Raw genomic sequence first — 21,036 nt, 5'->3', positions numbered from 1 at the left:
TGTAGTTCATACATTCTCGGATTGCCAGATTCCGGTCCGGTATCGATACCTCTCCGCATGACGGCGAGGAACCCTCTTACATGAGATCGTCCAGTAGCGCGATATCGCTGACCGTGAAGGGGTCCGATGCGACAAGGTTCGCTAACCACTCTGGGGTCGGTATTCGGCGGTTCTCTTCACGAGAGTTGAGGTCCGTGAAAACAAACTCGCCGTCACCCAGGAGGATGAAGCCGTCCGATTCGACGCGCTCCAGATAGGCGATACTGTTCGATCCGGAACCGACCGCTATCGCGTGGACCCTACGATCCTGAATGTCCGGAGCGATGGCGAATAAATAGCTGGCAAAATCCTGACCGAACCTGATCTCCGACACTTGTCCGTCGGTATCGACGTACCGGATGCCGTCATGGCTGGGCCATGAGATCTTCGCCCCGAAGGGTGCCTGGTATTGAGTATGTAATCCGCCGTGTTCCGCAGAACGCTCGGCCTGTTCGCGCGGGACGGGGGACCACTCGGCGCGGCCATCATCGACGCTCGCCGTCCAGAACCCGGACTTGATCGGCCGGCCTTCGGAAACCCCGTAGCCATCCGACATGTACGTCGAGACCCGTCCTGAACTGTCGCACGAATAGGGCATCCCGCCACCGGAGCCCTTGAAGTCGAAGATTCCTCGGGCTTTCGGGATATCAGGTCGGTTCTTGGACATGTCGATCTCAACTAGTTCGTGGACCTTGTCCGACCCGGCGCTCCCGAAACTGCGGAAGAAAACGGCATAGGGGATACCGGTGCATCTGCCGAAAGAAACGATCCGTCCGTCGATCTTGCGGATCGAAACTGAGCCGGCCGACGATACCGAGATCGCGGTAGTTCGATACTGGCCGTCCACTACACCGTCGTCAAGCCATAAGAAAGCGCCTTCCGTTTGAAGGTCGTACGGTGTTGACGCACGCAGTGACATCCCGCCTGCGTCGTGGGGTTCGACGCGTGTACCGGCTTTGGAGGTCACGAAATATCTCTCGTGGTCCGCAAAGACGATTCCGTCGCGATACCGTGCGATCTGACTTCGAAACATCCCCTTCTGGTGCATGTACCCCAGGGGTGTCATATCTCGATCGACGAAGACCACCCAGGAATTGTCCTGAACGGTGTTATACGAGAACTCGAACATCGGTGGCGCAACCATCACTGCGGCGTACGCCCGCTCAGGGATTCGATCGACTTCGGGCCCCAGAACTGATGTCTCCGGCAGAGCGTCGTCCGAACACGACACAGTGACGGCCACCATAAGCGACACCGCGATACCGACAACCAGACGGACGGGCGACCCCCGCCCCCTCCTTCGGCAAAAACGCATCAGTACGCCACAACTAGCGGAGACCCGGTGAGGTCCTTCGGATACACCCCGGGATTGGGGGACACGTTCCGGCCGAGCCATGATCCATATGAGTCCTTATCGAGGTCGATTCTCGAAGTCTCATAGTAGGCTGCCCACACCAACTGGGAACAGTTGAAATGCCCCACATCGGGGCCACCCTTCCTGTTGTTCGCGAAGCCCGCCGAATTGTACCCCTTACCGTCTTTAGATAGAGCGTATTCTGCCGCTAGGTGCTTCTGGTGGTTCGTCGCGTTCTCAGACTTGACATAGTACTTTTGCGGATTCACTCGCATGGAAGCGGCCGCGTTTTCAACGTCGTGGACCCCTTGATCGTCGCTCGCTTCCATAGTAGCTGACGGGGAGGTGAATATCCCATTGTGGCCATGGTTGTAGCCTCCCAAGCAGGAGTCCGAGTAGAAGAAGTCACCTTCTCCTCTAGCTTGACCGACTGGTTGGTTCGCAGGTTTCCCACACGTCGAATCGGCGCTGGGATTACTTACCTGTACGGCGTCAAAAGCATTCCGCTCGGCACTGGAGAGGACCTCAGAGTAGGGAAGGGACATCTGGCGGGCGAACGTCTGAAGATCGCTACGTAGCTTCCTGATTGAGGTATTGAAGTTCCTTACCGATATGTTGATCAGCTTCCGGAGTTCGTCGTCGGGAATATCTGGATACTCTTCTCTTTCCCCGCCCCCGACAGGACTCTGGTCCTGGTCGACACCGTTGGCTGGCTCGTTGCGCTCTGTCGACGGGTGGAGCGAAGGCCCACTGCTGCCGTCTGCCGGCTCAGCGGAGGTAGAAGGGGGCGGTGTTGCCGTCGAGCTCGGGGGCGCTGGCTCGTCCGGGCTAAACGTGGGAGGCTGGCCGCCGCCCCCGCCGCCCCCGCCGCACCTGTAGGGCACCGGCGGAGGCGGTGCATCAGCCGGTTTCGTTCCGGGATGAGCTCTCACCCAAGACGTCGCCCATGCGGAGTTGTACGCGGCAGTCTCCCTCTTGCAACGCTCCGCCGGCGTTTCGGCCGACGCATTTGCCGACAGCAGCGATGACGCCATCACGAGGGATACAGCGAGGGCGGCAACGCTTGCGCCCATCCCGCTGGATGCCCGCTTCCGCGCCGGTCGGTTGTTATCGATCTTCCTGTCTATCATCCGTGAAGCCCCCGCCTACAGACGGCTGGTCTGGCCGTGGGCGTAGTACACGTACACGCCGGTATCGGTGGTGACCGAGATTTTAGCGAATGGACGCACGCTGATCGGGCCGAGCGCGTTGGTAGCATTGAGCTCCACGTCGGACAGGACGATGTCGGCTACGGGCTGGGTCAACGCGATCTCGGCCAGGGTGACGGTGGTGATCTTGCCGGCCCCGACCTCGAACTCCAGGTCCGCTGACGGAATCACATTCGCTTCCACGCCCGCTTGGGCTCCGAGGTCGCCGAGCTTCGCGCCGCCTCCTGAACCGGAGATGGTGACTTCCGGGGCGACCTTGGCGTTGACCCCGCCGGTGAGCTTCAACTCGGGGGTGTGGGCGGTGACCTTCACTCCGTCGGGAGCGACCGATACCGCATAGCCGATCTTGTAGCCGACCTCGAGCGTGGCGCGCACGATCTTGTTGTCGATGTTCCCGATCCTGGCGTGCACATTTGAGGACAACAGCGCTTGCCCCGACAGCGGCGAGGAGTCCAGCGGCGGGACCGCGCGCGCCGACTGCTGGGCCGCGGTCAGGGCGATCGTTAACCCTTCGCGGGTCTTGTACGTCTTGGCCTCCGCGGGACCGCCGGCCAGCAGTGTGGTCATCGATAGCGCGCCCAACAGGGCGAGCAGAAGGGTGAAACCTCGTCTCATCATCACTCCGAGTTTCGTTGTGTTCGTGTGTGAGCCCCCGACTGAGAGCCCGCGAGAACGCTAAAACCGGTTGGCCAGCCAGTACTGGAGAGCATTTGCGAACTTGCAGGTAGAAGCAAGAAATACGATTCCGGTCCGGAATTTTCCGGAGTGGTGACGGTCAAGTCCCGGTTCACAATGGTGTTGACAACTGTTAGGGAATCTCTTCGTATCTGAGAGTGCGTAGGTGAGGTTCGGGACGAGCGCGGGCGACCACAACATGTAGGCGGGCCCTGGGTGTGATCATGGAAGTTCCTACACACCCTCGACGCACACCACAGGACCCATGACTGAGCTTACTTCCGATGTTGCCGACACGATCTGCCGAACCGTCGAGTTGGGCGTCACGATCACCGGCGCGGCCGTCGGCGCCGACGACCGGACCCATATTTTTCTGCGAGGTCCTCGACCCCGATCGACGATGCCCGAACTGCAACATTGCAGGTCAACCACGCGATCGGGTCGCACGGATCCTGACCGACACTCCTGTCGCCGGCCATCCAGTCCTCCTGCACGTGATGGTTCCGCGGTTCGTGTGCCACACCAGCGACTGCTCCAGGTCGGTCTTCCGCGCGAGGATCGACCACATCGCCAGGGCGCGAGCAGTGGTCACGACCAGGACGCAGCGCTGGATTCTGCAGCGCATCGTGGTCGACAAGATGAGCGTGGCCGCCGTGGCTGCCAACCTCGGTATCGCCTGGAGAACGGTCAATACGATCGCCACAGAGGCCGCTCGCACCCTGGTCTACGACGGCGACCACCTCGACGGGGTCCGCTGCCTCGGTGTGGACGAGCACAAGTGGAAACATGTTCGCGGACAAGGAGATCCGAGTTTCGTCACCGTCCTGATCGATCTGACCCCGGTCATCGACGGGACAGGTCCGGCACGGCTGCTCGATATGATCGGCGGACGATCCAAGCAGGTCCTCAAGACGTGGATGGCCGCCCGGGACCAACGGTTCCGGGATCGGATCAAGGTCGTGGCGATGGACGGATTCACCGGCTACAAGAGCGCTACCACCGAAGAACTCCCCGACGCCCGGGTCGTGATGGACCCGTTCCACGTCGTACACCTGGCCGCGAGCAAACTCGACCAGTGCCGGCAACGGGTCCAGCAGCAGGTCTGCGGGCACCGGGGGCGCAAAGACGACCCGCTCTACAAGATCCGCCGGATCCTGCATACCCGCACCGAACTCCTCACCGACAAACAGAAGATCCGCCTGTTCGAGTCGTTGACCAGCCACGACGCACACGCCGCCGTGGAGATCACCCATCAGGTGTATCAGCAGCTCATCGCCGCCTACGAACACCGACACCGCCGCGAGGGCAAGAAACTCATGTACAAGATCCTGCGACGGATCCGCACCGGACTACCCGCCGGACTGACCGAGCTCGCTCAACTCGGACGAAGCCTATGGAACAGGCGCGCCGACATCTTGGCCTACTTCGACACCGGCGTCTCCAACGGACCCGTCGAAGCCATCAACGGACGCCTCGAACACCTCCGCGGAATCGCCCAAGGCTTCCGCAACCTCGACCACTACATCTTGCGGTCCCTACTGCACTCCGGTCAGCTCGCCGAAAGGGTCAACGCACTCTGAAATACGAAGAGCCACTTTCCCTGGCCACCGCCGAGTGGGTCGTGTTCTACAACCGGCAACGACCAGCTACTGCCACGACCTCACCCCCGACCACGCCGAGCGACTCCACTACGATCGGATTGCCACCCCCAATCCGGAGGGGGCACTCACAAGGTGAACTCTCCGGAAACACCGGGACGGATCACTCACCCCCACCGCATCCATCTGGTCGGCCATCGCGGGCATTCGATGCATTCATTTCTGACCCTCCAGCATCCGATAGATCGTCGGTCGCGATACCCCGCGACCCTGGCCAACCCCGCCACCGTCTCGCCGTTGACCTGCGCCCGGCGAATCGCCGCTTGCGGATCAACTCCCGCTTGGCCTCAGCACGCTCAGCCTTGAGGGACACCTCGCACTCGGCCACCAGCAACAGGATGCCGATCATCATCTGTCCGGTGTAGGTGCCCGAGCCCAGCCCTCGGTCAGCAACCGAACCACGATGCCCCGCTCGTTGAGGTCCCCGCACCAACCATTGGCGCCCCACCGCCGGAATCCACACATAGTGGAATTTCCATTTACGGTCGATTCAAATTTAAATCAATCCACTCCAGCTCCTCTCTGATTGCCGAGATCCGATCGGGAAGAATCGTTTGCAACTGCGTGGCGAGAATTAGATCCGCCTGTTCAACGCTGAAGCCATACATTTCCTTCAGTTTCTCAACCGCCTCGACTCGGCTACTTGCATCAAGAACGGTAGAGCTAACCGCCCCGAAGTTTTCGGCGTAAAAGAGCACCGCCGATAGAAGGCCCCTTCGCTCAAGCGTCCGTAGCTCATCATCGCTAGGCACTAATCCCACGGTTAACTCTCCTAGTTAATCTAGTAGAACCACTGATCACCGTTGTCTGCGGTGAACCATCGAGGAGCAGTAGAAGTCTGGTGATACGCCTCATCGAGACGAGCCCCCTTGTAGTCCATGCGGACACCGAAGGACCACAATCCCCCGATGTAACGCTTCCCCCAACCCTGCCGATACTCCCTGTGGAGTGGTCTCGGCTTCGAGTTGCCGATAGTGGGAGGATTCTTCCCCCGAGGCATATTGGACACCCACGGAGATGATTTGACAAATGCGACGGGGAAGTTTCGCCATATTCTCAGGCCACACGTTCTCCTAGCCTCAATCTTTCGTCGTGGTTTTCTCCCGGCCTGAGCGGTTCGGATTGATTGCGGCGGAGCAGATTATGCAGGTCGGGTACGACAGGCTGGCCGGATGCCGCCGGATCGCGGCCGGGTTTCACGGGCCCGGAGGGTGTCTTTCAGGTCGTTCGGATACCAGCGGGAACTGGTGGTCAGCTGGTGTTGGTGAATGCGTCGAGCCGATGAAGCCCAGCGATGAGCAGCCTGGTGTGCTTGGCGTGGGCATCGAACCGCAGGCGTCGTTGACGGGCGTGGCGAGCGATCCTGGCCGCGATCGCGAACAACCGGAGACGCAATGTCTTCAGCTCCCAGGTTCGGGCGTTCGTGCTGGTCAACGCCAGCATCTGCATCCACGCGTTCAGGTCGAATGCCAGCGCGACGATCGCAGTCCATACCTGGTTCTGCGCGAACGAGAACAGCGGCAGATTCAGCAGGCCACAATCCTTGCTCTGCCGGATCCGATCCTCGCACCGCGCACGGCGGCGATGCCGCAGTTCCAGATCCGCGAGCTGCCCGAGCTTGGTGTTCGTAGCGAATGCGGTCAGCCGCCACCCGTTGCGGTCGGTGATCCGCAGTTGCGCACCCGGATGCGGTTTCTCTCGCCGCACGACCACGGGCATTGCCTGGCCGTAGCAGGATCGTTCCGGCTTCCCCGGCGCCGCCGGGCCCGTGGTCGATGAACGCGGTCATCGGATGGAATCCGTAGCCTCCCTTGTAATTTCCTGCAGCCGATTGCTTGTCGGAGTGCGCGGTGACCAGGGTCGCGTCGAGGTCGATGACCAGTGGCTTCTTCGCTGACATGGCATGGTTCGGCGCGGCGGTGCCGGCCAGCGACCACACGCGTGCCCGGGTCGCCGCTCGCGCGGCGGCGATCGCCGACAGCGCCTGGATCGGCGACTTGGCCAGGGTGGAGATCAGGCGGGACACCGTCGGGTCCGAGGCGACGTGGCCGAAGGTATCGGGGCGTTCGCGGATGGTCGCGATGTCGGCGAGGCAGTCGCCGCCGGCGACCAACGCGACGGCGAGGTCGGCGATGATCTTGCCCGGATCATGCGTCGCCAACGGTGCGCGCCACGGCGCCAGTGCGGTCGATACCTCGGCTGCCAGGCTGCTGGCCTCGACGGTCCGGGTCAACAGGACAGTTCCGGCGTGGGACACGAGGTTCTCGCCGTCGCCGGTGGCCTGGATAGAACACGGTAGAGTTGTTCACCAGAAAGGTGCTCCTTCGCTCTGACGTAATCGTGCTGTCGCAAGAACGATTATCGCAGGTGAGAGCACCTTTCTTCATGCTTTAGGCCTGGCGATTCGAATTCACCGATGAAAGATCCAGGCTAGCCGCGGCTTCATCCGTTCCGAGGAAGTCGAGCCGACGACTGCGCGATCAGTTGTCGGCCGCGCGGCGGGCGGCCAGTACCGCTTCGTAGACCTCGCGGCGACTGAACGGCGTCCCCGCCGCCGCCTGCTCGCACGCATCCTTGAGACGACTGCCAGCGTCGGCCAGCCTCTCGGCCGCGGCCACCACCGACTCGAGGTCCGCTTCGTCGTCGATCGCCGAAGCGCCGGCGACGACCACCGTGATCTCGCCCTTGACGCCGTCGGCGGCCCACCGAGCCAGCTCGCCGAGACCGCCGCGCTTGACCTCCTCGTAGGTCTTGGTCAGTTCGCGGCACACGGCCGCCGGCCGGTCGTCGCCCAGCACCTGCGCGGCGTCGGCCAAGGTCTGCGCCAGCCGGTGCGGAGATTCGAAGAAGACCACGGTGCGCGGCTCGGTGCGCAGCGACGCCAGCCAGTCGTGGCGCGCGCCGGGCTTGCGCGGGGCGAAGCCGTCGAAGCAGAACCGCTCCGAAGGCAGCGCCGACAGCGCCAGCGCGGTGGTCACCGCGGACGGGCCGGGCAGACAGGTCACGCGCAGGTCGGCGGCCGCGCAGGCGGCGACGAGTCGATAACCGGGGTCGCTCACCGACGGCATGCCCGCATCGGTGATCAGCAGAACGGTGGCGCCGTCGGCAATCGCCTCCACCAATTGCGGCGCGCGCTGGGCTTCGACGTGGTCGTAGTAGCTGACCAGCTTTCCGCCGATCGTCACGTCCAACGACGACGCCAAGCCGCGGGCCCGCCGCGTGTCCTCGGCGGCCACGATGTCCGCGGACGCCAAGGCCTCCCGCAGTCGCGGGGAGGCGTCGCCGGGCTGTCCCATCGGAGTACCGGCTAAGACGAGTGCTCCAGTCACCTGGCCAACCTACCTTCCTCTACCATCGGCCAGGTGAGTCCAGCCGTCCTCGATCGCGCCACCGTCGCACCCCGCGCGCGCACCGAGGACCTCGGCACCGCTCCCGGCCCGGAGATTCCCGAGCCGATCTTCGGCGCGACCGACCGTCGACGCGGCTTCATCGTCGGCGTCGTGCTGACCCTGATCGCGATCGTGACGCGCTTCTGGACCTCACCCATCCGACGGACGACGGCACGCCCGTCTTCGACGAGAAGCATTACGTGCCGCAGGGCTGGCAGGCGCTGACCGGCGGCGGCTGGATCGAGGACAATCCCGCGTACGGCCTGGTGGTGCACCCGCCCGTCGGCAAATGGATGCTGGCGATCGGCGAGGCGATGTTCGGCTACGGGCCGATGGGCTGGCGATTCACCGCCGCCGTCTCCGGCGTCATCATCGTCCTGGCGATCTATCTGACGGTGCGGCGGATGTCCCGATCCACGTTGATCGGAGCGCTGGCCGGTATCTTCGCCATCTGCGACGGCGTGCTGTTCGTGCAGTCCCGCATGGGCATGCTCGACATCTTCCAGGCGCTCTTCGTGGTGCTCGCCTTCGCCGCCCTCATCGCCGACCGCGACCAGATGCGCGCACGTATGCACCGCGCCTACGTCGAGGGCCGCATGCACCTGAGCCCGCTCGGACCCCGGCTGGGCTTCCGCTGGTACCGGTTCACCGCCGGCGTGATGTTGGGTCTGGCCTGCGGCACCAAGTGGTCGGGCATGTACTTCGTCGTCTTCTTCACCCTGATGTCCCTCGGCTTCGACCTCGCCGCCCGCAAGGCCTACCACGTGCGCAAGCCGTACAAGGGCGTCCTGGCGCGCGATCTGCTCCCGTCGGGCGCGTCGCTGGCAGTGCTGCCCGTGACGATGTACCTCGCCTTCTTCGCGGTGTGGTTCCGCGCGGAGACCTCGGTATACCGCTACGTGGTGGGCACGGAAGTCGGCGTCGACGGCCCCTTCGCCTGGGTACCGGCCGCCATCCGGTCGTTCTGGTACTACGAGACCGGAATTCTCGAGTTCCATTCCGGCCTCACCAACGCCGCCGGGAATCAACACCCGTGGGAGTCCAAGCCCTGGACGTGGCCGATGGCCCTGCGTCCCATGCTCTACGCGATCTCGTACGGCCCTGACCAGTGCGGCGGCGGCGACTGCATTCGCGCCCAGATGCTCATCGGCACGCCCGCGCTGTGGTGGCTGGCCCTGCCCATGCTGGCGTGGGCGCTCTGGCGCACCATCTTCCGCCGGGACTGGCGCTACGCCGCCGTCCTCGTCGGCTACGGCGCCGCCATCCTCCCCTGGTTCTTCTCGATCGACCGCCAGATGTACTTCTTCTACGCCACCGCGATGGCGCCGTTCCTGGTGATGGGCTTGGCGCTGGTCTGCGGCGACGTCCTCTCCAGTGCGGGAAGAGGGCGATTGTCGACGACGCGGCTGATCGCCGTCCTCGGCGTGGCGCTCTATGTGGGACTCGTGGTGACCAACTTCGCCTTCCACTGGCCGATCCTCACCGGGGTCCCGATCAGCAATCAGCTGTGGAACATGCAGCTCTGGTTGCCCAGCTGGACCTGACCACCCACTCGACCAGCCACCTTCGTCCGGCAAAAGACCTGGTCAAGGGCTTCCCGATGCCTTCAGAAATTCTTCGAAATATTTCTTCTCGAATGCTTGTTCTACTAGAGAGATAGGTGTAACGTGGAGTTAGCACACCAGATCAATCGGTGTGGCTGACTCGCTTGGGGAGGTGAGTAAGCATGACGAAGCTCGCCGCTTCCGCCTGGCCGCAGGCGGACTTGGCTTCCGTCGGCATGCCCTCGTCCACCGTTTCTCTCTCGGAACTGTCGACCGGCGACCTCGCCGAGGCCGTGCACTCGGTCAAGAACGGCCACTGCTTTCTCGACTGGCGGCTGTTCCAGTTCGCGCTGTCGATGTTCGATCACGTCCAGGCCGCTAGTAAGAACGTGGCGGTGACGCAACGGTCCATCCTGGACTTGGAAGCGCAGACCGCGCTCGAGTTGCAGATGAGTCTGGACAGCACCGACCACTTCGCCCGCTCGTTGCTCGACGACGCCGTCTGCGCCCGCGACCGCCTGCCCGCGGTGTTCTCCACCATGCGACTCGGCCTCATCGACCGCGCCCGCTTCCATCGGATCGTCGCCGAAACCCAGCTGGTCCACGACGACGAGATCATGGCCCTGATCGACCAGACCCTCGCCCTGGCGATCATGGGCCTGCGCGGCGGGGTGTCGTCGATGTCGATCACCAAAACCGGCCACATGGCCCGCAAACTGGTCGCCGAATACGACCCCGACGCCGAGAAGCTCGACCGCGACCGCGCCAAGGCGTCTCGGAACGTCGGTTTCCAGGCCCTCGACAGCGGGATGGCGCAGATCTCCATCACCGCGACCGCCGAAGACGTGCGCCTCGTGCGGCAAATGCTCGACGCCGTGATCGCCGGCCTCTGCCCGGACGATCCCCGCACCAAGGCCCAAGCACGCTCCGACGCCGCCATCGCCCTCCTGCAACGCACGCCGTTCAACTGCCAGTGCGACAGCGACGGCTGCACCGCGCAGATCAGCGACGTGCAGCTCGACGCCCGCGCGGCGCGGATCGTCGTCCACGTCCTCTGCGACGCCACCACCCTCGAGGGCGGCGACCGGTGCGGCTACCTCGACGGCTACGGGCCGATCTCCGGCGATCACGTGCGGCAGATCGCCGAGCGCGACGACGCCGTGATCCACCAGCACGACCTGAACGACCTTCTAGAACCCGAACCACTCGGCGACGACGACCTCGACGAGGCGACGGTCCACCGAAAAGGACCCCGCCCCGACAGCCCGGACGAGTGCCGGGCCGATGACCCACGCCCCGACCCGGAAATCGACGAAAACGGCGCGGCCGCAAGCGCATCCGACGCCGGATCCGACACCCAAGCGGCCGACGGCGTCTCCCCGCCGCGCTTCCTGATCGCGAAAACCGCGCTGCCGAGCGACCCCTACCGGCCGAACCTGCTCACCGACCTCGTCGCACGCTTCCTCTGGGGCACCTGTTCCATCCCCGGCTGCGAGCGCGCGGCCTTCGCCTGCGATCTCGACCACGTCGCCGAGTTCGACAACATCTGCCCGAGCAACGGCGGACCCACGTGCATGTGCAATCTGCTACCCAAGTGTCGCTTCCATCACCTGATGAAAACCCATCTGACCGGCTTCCTCGACGACCTCTGGATCGACGACGACAGGCACTACCACTCGTCGGTGACCACCCCGGGCGGCATCACCGTCGAACTCCTCGCACCCAACCAGTGCTGTTCCCGCAACTCGCCGACCTGCGGTGCCGGCACCAACTCGCACAGCAGGCAGCGGCGGGGTCCGCGGCGAGCACCGTCGAGCAGGCCCCGCAACGATCGCAGACCCGCACCGCGGCCAAGCATGCGCGGCGACGGGCCGAGCGGAAGGCCAACTACGAACAGCGCGCCGTCGACCAGGCACGACGGCAGGCCGCCGAAGAAGCCGCGGCCTGGGACCACTACGAGGCGAAACGGGCGATGGGCGAACCGCCGTTCTGACTGTCAGGCCATCGCAGCGCCGATGGCGCCGAAGACCCAGAGCAGGAAGATCATGAGCAGGGCCCACATGCCGCCCTGATAGACCTGCCAGCGACCACCGCTGCGCTGGCTGCGGAAGGCCCGCACCCCGAGCACCACGGCTCCGAGGAAGATCACCGCCGCCGATCCCAGGATCAGCACCTTGAACCAGACACCGCTGGTCACGGCGGCCCCGGCCACGAACAATGCGGCGATGCCGACGGTGACCACCACCTGCAGAATCGTCTGGCGGAGTTCGACGCGCGGCATCTCCGGCTCCAGCTCGCCGCCGGGTGACTGCTGCGGCAGCTCATGCTGCGATTCGATACTCATAACAACCAGGATACCGACGGTTTTTCGGCCGAGCCGAGGTGTGTCGAAGCAAACCGGGGCCCAAAGTCCCCACCCGCCGTGCATCCGGGTGGACGGTACGACAGAATAGTGATGAGGCTTGAAATTACGGATGCGCACTCCGTGCGTCCGGGCCGTAGCGAGCGAGGATGTGGGTTTCACGATGAGCGTGGTTCTTGTCGGTGTCGACGGATCGGCCGAAGCAGTCAACGCAGTGCGCTGGGCGGCGCAGGAAGCGAAACTCGAAGGCGCCGACCTCAAAATCGTTTCGGCCTACACCACCACGACCAGCGATTACGCGCCCGGCCTGGTGATCCCGCAGGACGTGATCGACGCGATCCGCGGCGAGGTCAGCAAGTACGTCCAGGATGCGGCCAAGGTCGCCGAGGAAGCCGCTCCCGGCATCACCATCCACGGCTCCATCGCCGAGGGCGACGCCGCACACGTGATGATCGACTTCAGCGAGGACGCCGAAATGGTGGTCCTGGGCAGCCGTGGCCTCGGTGGCCTGAAGGGCCTGTTCCTGGGTTCGGTCAGCACCAGCGTCTCCGCTCACGCCAAGAGCAAGGTGGTCATCGTGCCGCCCGAGGCCGTCATCGGCGACGGTCCCGTGGTGGTCGGCGTCGACGACTCCAAGGTCAGCGACCCGGCCGTGGCCGAGGCCTACCGCCAGGCCGACCTGCGCAACGCCGAACTCATCGCGGTCCACACCTGGACCCCGCTCGACGCCGACGCGCTGCACGGCTTCGGTCTGAGCGCCGACGAGATCGAGCAGATGAGCGAGCAGGCCGTCGGCGCGGTGGCCGAGCGCCTGGCCGGTTACTCCACCGATCACCCGGACGTGAAGGTCAATCGCGTGGTGATCCCCGAGGAGCCGGGCAAGGCCATCCTGGATACCGCAGGCGACACCGCGTCGCTGATCGTCATGGGCAGCCGCGGCCGCGGCGGCTTCACCGGCCTGCTCCTCGGCTCGCGCAGCCAGAAGGTGCTGCACCACGCCAAGGTGCCGGTGATGATCGTGCGTTCGCAGTCGCACTGACCGCCCGAGTTCGGCCTGATTCCGCGGCATGAAGCATCTCCCCCGCGGTCTGTGGGTTCTTCTGGCGGCCAATGTCGTCATCGCGCTCGGCTACGGACTGATCGCGCCGGCACTGCCGATCTTCGCCAGCACCTTCGGGGTGTCGGTGACGGCAGTGTCGGCGGTGATCTCCGCGTTCGCCGTAATGCGCTTGGCCTTCGCTCCGGCGACCGGCCGCCTGGTCACGGTGCTCGGTGAGCGCCGTATTTATCTGACCGGTCTGATCATCGTCGCCGCCAGCACGCTGGCGTGCGCGTTCGCCGCGTCGTACTGGCAACTTCTGCTCTTTCGCGCCGCGGGCGGCATCGGTTCCACGATGTTCACCGTCTCGGCGATGGCCTTGTTGATCCGGCTCGCCCCGCCGCAGCTCCGCGGCCGCGCCTCCGGCTACTTCTCCGCCGGGTTCCTGATCGGCAATCTCACCGGCCCGCTGATCGGTGCCGCACTGATCGGCGGCGGCCTCAAACTCCCGTTCGTGGTCTACGCCATCGCCCTGGTGATCGCGGCGCTCGGCGTGGCGTTCTTCATGCCCGCGGTGCCCGGCCACGCGGTCGACGGCGCGGGCGGCGCACACAAGGCCGTCGAGACGGTGACCTTCGCGACGGCCTGCCGAGACAACGCCTACCGCGCCGTCCTCGCCTCCAACTTCGCACAGGGCTGGGCGTCGATGGGCGTCCGCATCGCCCTGGTGCCGCTGTTCATCACCCAGGGCCTCGGCGAATCCGACGCCTGGGCCGGCGTGATCCTGGCCTTCTACGCCGGCGGCAACATGATCGCCATCCTGGTGGCCGGCCGGCTCTCCGACACCTACGGTCGTCGCCCGATTCTGCTGCCCGGATTGGCGATCGCCGCGGCGTCGACCCTGACACTCGGCTACTCCCCCAATCTCGCGGTGGCCGTCGCCCTGACCACCATCGCCGGCATCGGCTCGGGCCTGTTCGCACCCACCCATCAGGCCGCCCTCGGCGACGTCCTCGGCACGTCGCAACGCGGCGGCTCGGCGCTGGCCGCCTACGGCATGGCCTCCGACCTCGGCGCCGTGATCGGCCCGCTCGCCGCGGGTGCCGTCGCCACCGTTTTCGGCTTCGGCCCGGCCTTCCTGCTGACCGGCCTCGTGGTGGTCGTCGCCTTCGCGATGTGGCTGCCTGCGCGCGAAACCAACCCGGACGGGCACGTCACCGCTCCGGACGACGCGGTTGCCGTCGAGACGCTCGACTAGCTCTGCAGGCTCAGTTCCTGCGCATCGAGTTTGACCAGTTCGTCGGTGAGGGCACCGGAGCTGTAGGTGCCGCGGTCGCGGAAGGCCAGCAACATACGACGCTGCTCGTCGATCACGCGCCGTCGTACGCGGCGCAGCTCACGCGAGGTCTGCAGGCGCCGATCCAGTGCGTCGATCTCCGAGTCGTCCTCGTCGACGTCGGGATTCTCCAGTTCGCGGATCGCTCGTGCCTGCTCGGCGAGCGTCGGATCGGTGCCGATCACCGCCGGATCGGCCAGCGTCCGCTGCGCCACGTCGAGCATCTCCCCGCGCAACCGCTTGCGTTCGGCCCGGATGTCGGCGCTCTGATCGGGCAGCTTGAGCATGCGCAGCACCTGGCCCATCAGTCCACCCTGCAGGGTCAGCGACAGCGCGGCGACGAAGAAGGCCACCAGTACCAGCAAGGATCGGTACGGCGTATCGATCGGCAGGGTCTGCGCGGCCGCGAGCGTGACCGCACCGCGCAGGCCGCCCCAGACCACCACCAGGCCTTCCCGCGAGCCCATCGCCTCGGCCCGGTAGTAGTCGATGTCGGCTAGACGACGGTCCAGCTGCCGCCGCAGTCGTTGGCCGACGGCGTCGCCGTCGATCTGATCGGTGGGCAACTCTTCCCGCAGCGCCGAGAGCGTGGGTTCGCGGGCGATGACGCGCCGCGCACGACGACCGAGCCACCACACCAGCGGCGCCACGAACGCCCACCGGATGAGCAACGACAGTGCCAGCGCCGCCGCCGCCGGCCACAGTGCGTGCAACCACGTGTCGTGGGATTCGCGCACCTCCACCAGCAGGGTGTTGAGCTCGAGCCCCATCAGGAGGAATACGCCGCCCTCCAGGATCACCTCGATCATCCGCCAGTTCTGCACGTCGGACTGGCGATGCGCGGCCGACAGGTGCCGCACCGCCGTCCGACCGGTCACCAGGCCCGCGGCCACGGCGGCGACCAAGCCCGACGACCCGATCAGCTCGGCGGGCACATACGCCACGTACGGGATCGTGAAGGAGATCGCGGTGGCCACGGCAGGCACCGGGATACGCGCCCGCAGCCGACTGAACAGCCAGCCCACCGCAGCACCGACCACGACCGCGCCGATCAGGGACCACAGGAAGTTCACCGCGACGCCGGCGAAGGAGATGCTCGCGCCGGTGGCGGCGATCGCCGCGCGCAGCACCACCAGGGAGCTGGCGTCGTTGAACAGACTCTCCCCGGACAACACGGTCACGATCCGGTTGGGCGCACCCATCCGTTTGATCGTGCTCGTGGCCACCGCATCCGTCGGACTGAGAATGGCGCCCAGCGCCACCCCCAGCGCATAGTCGACGTTCGGCAGGATCGCGGTGAAGAAGAGCCCCAACAGCAGGGCGGAGACCACCACCAGCACGATCGACAGCGCACCGATCGCCGGGAAGTCGCGCTTGAAGTCCATCACCGGCATTGCGCGCGCCGCCGCATAGAGCAGCGGCGGCAGCAGCCCCACCAGAATCAGTTCCGGATCGACGCGGATCTCCGGCACCCGCGGCAGGAAGCTGACGCCGACGCCGACGGCCACCAATAGCAGGGGCGCCGCGACTCGAAGGCGCGGCGCGAGCGTATTCGCCGCCGCGATGGCCAGCACACACAGGACCGCGACGGCGGCGATCTCGACGGCATCCACGGCACTCATTGTGGCGTATACCGCATCGGTCGCCGCAATCAGCCGGATCCCACACACGCCACCGCCCGCTACCGTGACATTGAACGTTGACAAGATCAATGGGCGATGTCAACGTTAGCTGTGAACACGTTCTCATTCCGCGCCCCCTGCGCGGACCAGGAAAGGGAATGACGATGACCAGCACACAGCCGCGGCCGATCGCCTACGAGCCGCCTGCCGCCAAGACCGGCACCGACATCGACTACGACCAGGTCGTCGAGGACCTCTCGGCCGCCTCGGTCCATCGGAACTTCGACCCGTACATCCACATCGCCTGGGACGCCCCGGAGATGGCCATCGTGCCGAACGATCCGCGCTGGATCCTGGACCCCGAGGTGGATCCGGTCGGCAAGCACCCCTGGTACAAGGCGCTGCCGGAAGAGAAGCAGATCCAGATCGGCATGTGGCGGCAGGCCAACGTCGCCAAGGTGGGCCTGCAGTTCGAGTCGATCCTGATTCGCGGTCTGCTGCAGTACGCGTCGAAGCTGAAGAACGGCGACAAGCGCTTCCGCTACGTGACCCACGAGTCTAAGGAAGAGTGCCAGCACACGCTGATGTTCCAGGAGATGGTGAACCGGGTGGGCATGGACGTGCCCGGCATGCCACGCGGCATGCGCCTCGCCGACCCGATCATCCCGCTGTTCTCCACCTTCTGGCCGACGGTCTTCTTCTTCGGCGTACTCGCCGGCGAAGAGCCGATCGATCACCTGCAGAAGGACTTCCTGCGCGCCGGCGCCAACGTGCACCCGGTGATGGCCGCCGTGATGGAGCTGCACGTGGCCGAGGAGGCCCGCCACATCTCGTTCGCGCACCACCACCTGCGCACCACCATTCCCTCGCGGAGCGCGCCGACGCGCTTCGTGCTGTCGATGGCCATGCCCGTCGTGATGCGCGTGCTCTGCGGCGCCATCGCCCGCCCGCCGGTGCAGTTCCGTCGCGAGTTCGACGTGCCCGACCAGGTCTTCAAGGAGATGTTCTGGAAGTCGGAAGATTCGCGGAACTTCCTGAGCGACGTCTTCGGCGACGTGCGGATGCTGGCCGAGCAGTGCGGGCTGATGAACCCCGTCTCGCGCCGCATCTGGAAGGCGCTGGGCATCGACGGCCGTTCCTCTCGCTACCGCAGCGAGCCGTCGTACAACGCGCGCTGATATGCCGCACGTCATCACGCAACCGTGCTGCGGCGACGCCTCCTGCGTCTACGCCTGCCCGGTGAACTGCATCCATCCCACGCCGGACGAGCCCGATTTCGCGACCGCGGAAATGCTCTACATCGATCCGGACACCTGCGTCGACTGCGGCGCCTGCGTCACCGCCTGCCCGGTGGGCGCGATCGCCCCGATCCATCGGATCCCCGACGGTCAGGAACGCTTCACCGCCGTGAACGCCGAGCATTACGGCGATCAGCCGCCGAGCGTGCCGCGTTTCCCGGTCGACGCTCTCTGGCGCAAGCCGCTGGCGCCGATCAGCAAGCCGAAGGCGTTCGACGGCCTGCCCGATCCGATGGAGATCGCCATCGTGGGCTCGGGTCCGTCGGCCATGTACGCGGCCGACGAACTGCTCAAGCACGCCCAGGTCCGGGTCACTATGTTCGAGCGCCTGTCCGAGCCGTTCGGTCTGGCCCGCTTCGGCGTCGCCCCCGACCACAAGGCCACGCGCAGTGTGGCGGACCTGTTCAACACGATCGCCGCGCACCCGCGCCTGCAGATCTTGCTGAACACGCACATCGGCACCGACCTCACACTGGAGCAGTTGCGCGCCGACTACGACGCCGTGCTGTGGGCCGGTGGCGCCCCGACCGACCGCCGCCTGGAGATCCCCGGCGTCGATCTGCCGGGCGTGCAGAGCGCCACCTCGGTGGTGGGTTGGTACAACGGGCACCCGGATTTCCGGGAGACCGCTCCGGCGCTGACCGGCGACCGTGCCGTGGTCATCGGCAATGGCAACGTCGCCCTCGACGTGGCTCGGATCCTGACCGCCGACCCGAATCGGTTGGCGGACACCGACATCGCGCTCGAGGCCCTCGCCGCCCTGCGCGGATCCACCGTGCGCGAAGTGCTGGTGGTGGGGCGTCGCGGTCCCGAGCACGGTGCGTTCACGCTGCCCGAACTCATCGGACTGGCCGACGGCCCGGCCCGCGTGTGGGTCGACCCGGCCGATCTGACGGACGTCGACGTCGCTGCCCTCGACAGCCGCGAGGACGCGGAGAAGGTGGCGCTGCTGCGCGAGCTCGCCGCCCGCCCGCAGCCCGCCGCACCGTTCATCCGCCTGGCCTTCGGCCTCACGCCGCAGGAAGTGCGCGGCGCGGAGCGGGCGACCGGTGTGCGGTTCGTCCGCACCGGCACCGACGAGACGGTGGACGTGGACGCGTCGCTGGTGTTCACCGCGATCGGCTATCGGGGTCGCCCGATCCCCGACCTGCCGTTCGACGATGCCAACGGCACCGTCGCCAACGTGGCCGGCCGCGTCACCGTCGATCAGGAACCGGTACCGGGCCTGTACGTGACCGGCTGGATCAAGCGTGGTCCCACCGGTTTCATCGGCACCAACAAGACGGACTCACGCGAGACGGTGGACCATCTGCTCGCCGACGCCGACGCCGGGCTGCTGCCGCGTCGTCGCACGGCGGTGGGCGCCTGACCCGCCGCTGACACCGAACCCGAACGCCCGAGCTGTGCACAGCTCGGGCGTTCGTCGTCGTCGCTGTGGACAGCGCCGCGCCGCTCCCGCCGGTACGCGCGTCAATGGAAGGGACCACTTCCATCAGCGACGACGGGATCCCCGATGACCAGTCTCACCCCGGATGAGCTGCGCGCCCTGGCCGCGCAGTGGCGTCGACACGGCCGGTCCGTCAGCGCGCTGACCTTCACCGGCGGCCTCGGACCCGCGCCCGACTGCGCGATCGTCACCGGCCTGCTCGCGTGCACACGTGCCGCCGACGCGGCCACAGACCGGTACGGTGCCGCCGTCGACGGCTTGGGCGCGGCCGTCCACCAGTTCGCCGACCTGACCGAGTCCGCCGACGCCGAGGCCGCCGCGAAGATTCTCGCGACGAGCACGCCGTGACCGGCATCGCCGCCGTCCGCGGCTGGCCGCTGGATCAGCTCGGCGCGGTGGTGTTGGCGCTGGAGGCCGGGGCCGACGAACTGCTCGGCGCCGCGAGCGCGGTGCAGAACTCGGTGGCCGGCGCCGTCGACTGGACCGGCGCGACCCACGACGCGGTGACCCGACGTGTCACCGCACAGACCGCCACCACCCGCCGGACGGCGCACACCGTGGAGGCGGCGGCCGCCGCCGGACGGCAGGCGTGGGAGGAGATGGTGCCCGCGCGCACCCTGCTGGTGCAGTTGGTCGACACCGCGCGCGGCGCCGGGTTCACGGTGCACGACGACGGCGACGTGACGCACCCGTCGTCGTCGCGCACCGCCGACGCCGGGTATCTCGCCACCCGCATCCGGTCGTTGCTGAGCACCCTGCGCGATCTCGACGGCACCTTCGGGCTCCGCCTCACGCAGTTGGCCGGCCTCCTCGCCCGCGACGGGGAGTCCATCCCCCACCCGCTCGGCGGCTGGGCGTCGCCGCGCCAGGTGATCGCCACCCTGCAGGCCCTGCCGCAGGACGCGCGCCGCGACTTCTGGGACACGTTGTCGCCCAACGAGAGACAAGTGCTGATCGACGCCGATCCGCAGGTGATCGGCAACCTCGACGGCGTCGCCTTCACCGACCGGATCACCGCCAACCGGATCAGCATCCAACGCGCCTTGGCCTACGAGACCGCCATGCTGAACACGCTGTTGGCCGATCCCGGCCGGGTGGCCGATCTCAAGGAACTCCTCGCCCCGGCGCCGGGCCCCGACGGTCGGCTCGGGCCCCGGCAGTTCATCGCTTTCGACAACAGCGGCAACGGCCGGTACATCGAGCAGATCGGCGCACTGACGCCCCAGTCGCCGGGCGTCGGGGTGTTCGTGCCCGGCACGGGCGCCAATCTCGGCAACAGCGAAGCCCAGCGGCGTCGTGCCCTCGATCTGGCGCGCAGTTCCGGTGCCCCGGTCTTCGTCTTCGCCGACGGTGACCTGCCCCAGAAGGTCGCCCCGAAGCTCACGCTCGATCCCCGCGACGCCCTGACCGACTCGGCCGCCGATCCCGGTCCCGCGCGCCGGCTCGCCCAGAAGTTGGTGACGTTCGGTCGGGACCTCGATCACGAGGTCGCCGCCGCGACACCGGGCACCCCGGTCACCTACCTGGGGCACTCGTACGGCGGTTCGGTAGTCGGAACCGCCGAGCAGTACGGGTTGCGCGCCGACAACGTCGTCTATGCGTCGTCGGCCGGAACCGGCGTCGGCGACGGCCCCTGGCGCAACGCCAATCCCGACGTGCACCGCTATTCGATGACACCGCCGGGCGATCCGATTCACTACGCGCAGAAGCTCGGCGGCATGGTGCACGGCGGCGACCCGGACACCGCACCCGGCGTGCACCGCATGGATTCCGGGTTCTACTCGACCGACGGCGCCCGTCACGGCCGCCTGGTGTTCGGCACCGACGCCCACGCGGCCTACCTCGACGACCCCGGTTCCACCGCTTTCGGCAACCTGGCGGCGGTGCTGGCCGGGCGCGAGCCCACGCCCTACCTCGGTCGTGCGCCGGACATGCCCGCGGCGGCCGCCGTCGAGCAGACTCTGCACGGCCCGCTGCCCGGCCTCATCGGCTTCACGCTGAAGTTGTCGCTGAAGTCGCTCCTGCATCTGCCCTGACCAGCAGCGCAGCACGGACTGTCGGACAG

The 21,036-nt window shown here is 66.3% G+C and carries 14 protein-coding genes and 3 pseudogenes; 9 read left to right on the top strand and 8 right to left on the bottom strand.

The features are described from left to right. Window positions 1–76: 76 nt before the first annotated feature. The 3 genes from MUG78_RS09785 to MUG78_RS09775 all read right to left on the bottom strand — a co-directional run bounded on the left by MUG78_RS09785 (window position 77) and on the right by MUG78_RS09775 (window position 3,168). Window positions 77–1,285, bottom strand: coding sequence for a hypothetical protein (locus tag MUG78_RS09785; protein ID WP_246994319.1), 1,209 nt, complete (start codon window positions 1,283–1,285; stop codon window positions 77–79). 68 nt (window positions 1,286–1,353) lie between these two features. Beyond that, window positions 1,354–2,523 carry a hypothetical protein gene (locus MUG78_RS09780; protein WP_246994317.1) on the bottom strand — a complete coding sequence of 390 codons (1,170 nt, stop codon included), beginning with the start codon at window positions 2,521–2,523 and terminating at the stop codon, window positions 1,354–1,356. Window positions 2,524–2,538: 15 nt separating this feature from the next. Further along, window positions 2,539–3,168 carry an MspA family porin gene (locus MUG78_RS09775; protein ID WP_246994315.1) on the bottom strand — a complete coding sequence of 210 codons (630 nt, stop codon included), beginning with the start codon at window positions 3,166–3,168 and terminating at the stop codon, window positions 2,539–2,541. A 373-nt stretch (window positions 3,169–3,541) separates the two neighbouring features. Here MUG78_RS09775 and MUG78_RS09770 point away from each other — a divergent pair. After that, window positions 3,542–4,856 (top strand): annotated as a pseudogene (locus MUG78_RS09770) (ISL3 family transposase). A gap of 557 nt (window positions 4,857–5,413) precedes the next feature. On the opposite strand, the gene MUG78_RS09765 reads toward MUG78_RS09770, so the two are convergent. The 3 genes and pseudogenes from MUG78_RS09765 to rsmI all read right to left on the bottom strand — a co-directional run bounded on the left by MUG78_RS09765 (window position 5,414) and on the right by rsmI (window position 8,263). Beyond that, on the bottom strand, window positions 5,414–5,686 hold the full coding sequence (locus MUG78_RS09765) for a hypothetical protein (protein ID WP_246994313.1): 273 nt from the start codon (window positions 5,684–5,686) through the stop codon (window positions 5,414–5,416). A gap of 499 nt (window positions 5,687–6,185) precedes the next feature. Then, window positions 6,186–7,191 (bottom strand): annotated as a pseudogene (locus MUG78_RS09760) (transposase). Window positions 7,192–7,414: 223 nt separating this feature from the next. Next, window positions 7,415–8,263 (bottom strand): 16S rRNA (cytidine(1402)-2'-O)-methyltransferase, encoded by an 849-nt coding sequence (gene rsmI, locus MUG78_RS09755; RefSeq protein ID WP_308221348.1) that lies wholly within the window; start codon window positions 8,261–8,263, stop codon window positions 7,415–7,417. 114 nt (window positions 8,264–8,377) lie between these two features. Between rsmI and MUG78_RS09750 the strand changes: the two are divergent. Both MUG78_RS09750 and MUG78_RS09745 read left to right on the top strand, forming a co-directional pair. Next, a pseudogene (locus MUG78_RS09750) lies at window positions 8,378–9,867 on the top strand (dolichyl-phosphate-mannose--protein mannosyltransferase). A 182-nt stretch (window positions 9,868–10,049) separates the two neighbouring features. Beyond that, window positions 10,050–11,939 carry an HNH endonuclease signature motif containing protein gene (locus MUG78_RS09745; protein WP_246994311.1) on the top strand — a complete coding sequence of 630 codons (1,890 nt, stop codon included), beginning with the start codon at window positions 10,050–10,052 and terminating at the stop codon, window positions 11,937–11,939. Here MUG78_RS09745 and MUG78_RS09740 read toward each other — a convergent pair. Then, entirely contained in the window at window positions 11,864–12,211 is a 348-nt protein-coding gene (locus MUG78_RS09740) for a hypothetical protein (protein WP_246994309.1), read from the bottom strand. The two genes, MUG78_RS09745 and MUG78_RS09740, sit on opposite strands and share 76 nt — an antisense overlap. Window positions 12,212–12,392: 181 nt before the next feature. Between MUG78_RS09740 and MUG78_RS09735 the strand changes: the two genes are divergently transcribed. Next, window positions 12,393–13,268, top strand: a complete 876-nt coding sequence (locus MUG78_RS09735; RefSeq protein WP_246994307.1) for a universal stress protein — start codon at window positions 12,393–12,395, stop codon at window positions 13,266–13,268. A gap of 28 nt (window positions 13,269–13,296) precedes the next feature. After that, window positions 13,297–14,526 (top strand): MFS transporter, encoded by a 1,230-nt coding sequence (locus MUG78_RS09730; RefSeq protein ID WP_246994304.1) that lies wholly within the window; start codon window positions 13,297–13,299, stop codon window positions 14,524–14,526. On the opposite strand, the gene MUG78_RS09725 is transcribed toward MUG78_RS09730, so the two are convergent. Continuing rightward, the gene (locus MUG78_RS09725) at window positions 14,523–16,226 is read right to left on the bottom strand and encodes a cation:proton antiporter (RefSeq protein ID WP_246994302.1); all 1,704 of its coding nucleotides are present in this window, start codon (window positions 16,224–16,226) and stop codon (window positions 14,523–14,525) included. The genes MUG78_RS09730 and MUG78_RS09725 overlap by 4 nt on opposite strands. A 164-nt stretch (window positions 16,227–16,390) precedes the next feature. On the opposite strand from MUG78_RS09725, the gene MUG78_RS09720 reads away from it, so the two are divergent. The 4 genes from MUG78_RS09720 to MUG78_RS18280 all read left to right on the top strand — a co-directional run bounded on the left by MUG78_RS09720 (window position 16,391) and on the right by MUG78_RS18280 (window position 21,007). Then, window positions 16,391–17,404 (top strand): AurF N-oxygenase family protein, encoded by a 1,014-nt coding sequence (locus MUG78_RS09720; RefSeq protein ID WP_246994301.1) that lies wholly within the window; start codon window positions 16,391–16,393, stop codon window positions 17,402–17,404. 1 nt (window position 17,405) lies between these two features. Further along, entirely contained in the window at window positions 17,406–18,893 is a 1,488-nt protein-coding gene (locus MUG78_RS09715) for an FAD-dependent oxidoreductase (protein ID WP_246994299.1), read from the top strand. 144 nt (window positions 18,894–19,037) lie between these two features. Continuing rightward, complete coding sequence (locus MUG78_RS09710; RefSeq protein ID WP_246994297.1) at window positions 19,038–19,319, top strand: hypothetical protein; 282 nt, start codon at window positions 19,038–19,040, stop codon at window positions 19,317–19,319. Continuing rightward, window positions 19,316–21,007: an alpha/beta hydrolase gene (locus MUG78_RS18280; protein WP_246994295.1), complete on the top strand. Its 1,692-nt coding sequence runs from the start codon at window positions 19,316–19,318 to the stop codon at window positions 21,005–21,007. The genes MUG78_RS09710 and MUG78_RS18280 overlap by 4 nt, the downstream gene beginning before the upstream one ends. Window positions 21,008–21,036: the final 29 nt, after the last annotated feature.

Source organism: Gordonia alkaliphila (assembly GCF_023017165.1).
Lineage (GTDB): Bacteria > Actinomycetota > Actinomycetes > Mycobacteriales > Mycobacteriaceae > Gordonia > Gordonia alkaliphila.
Note: the sequence above shows the minus strand (reverse complement) of the source record. Positions and strands in the feature narration are given on the sequence as shown.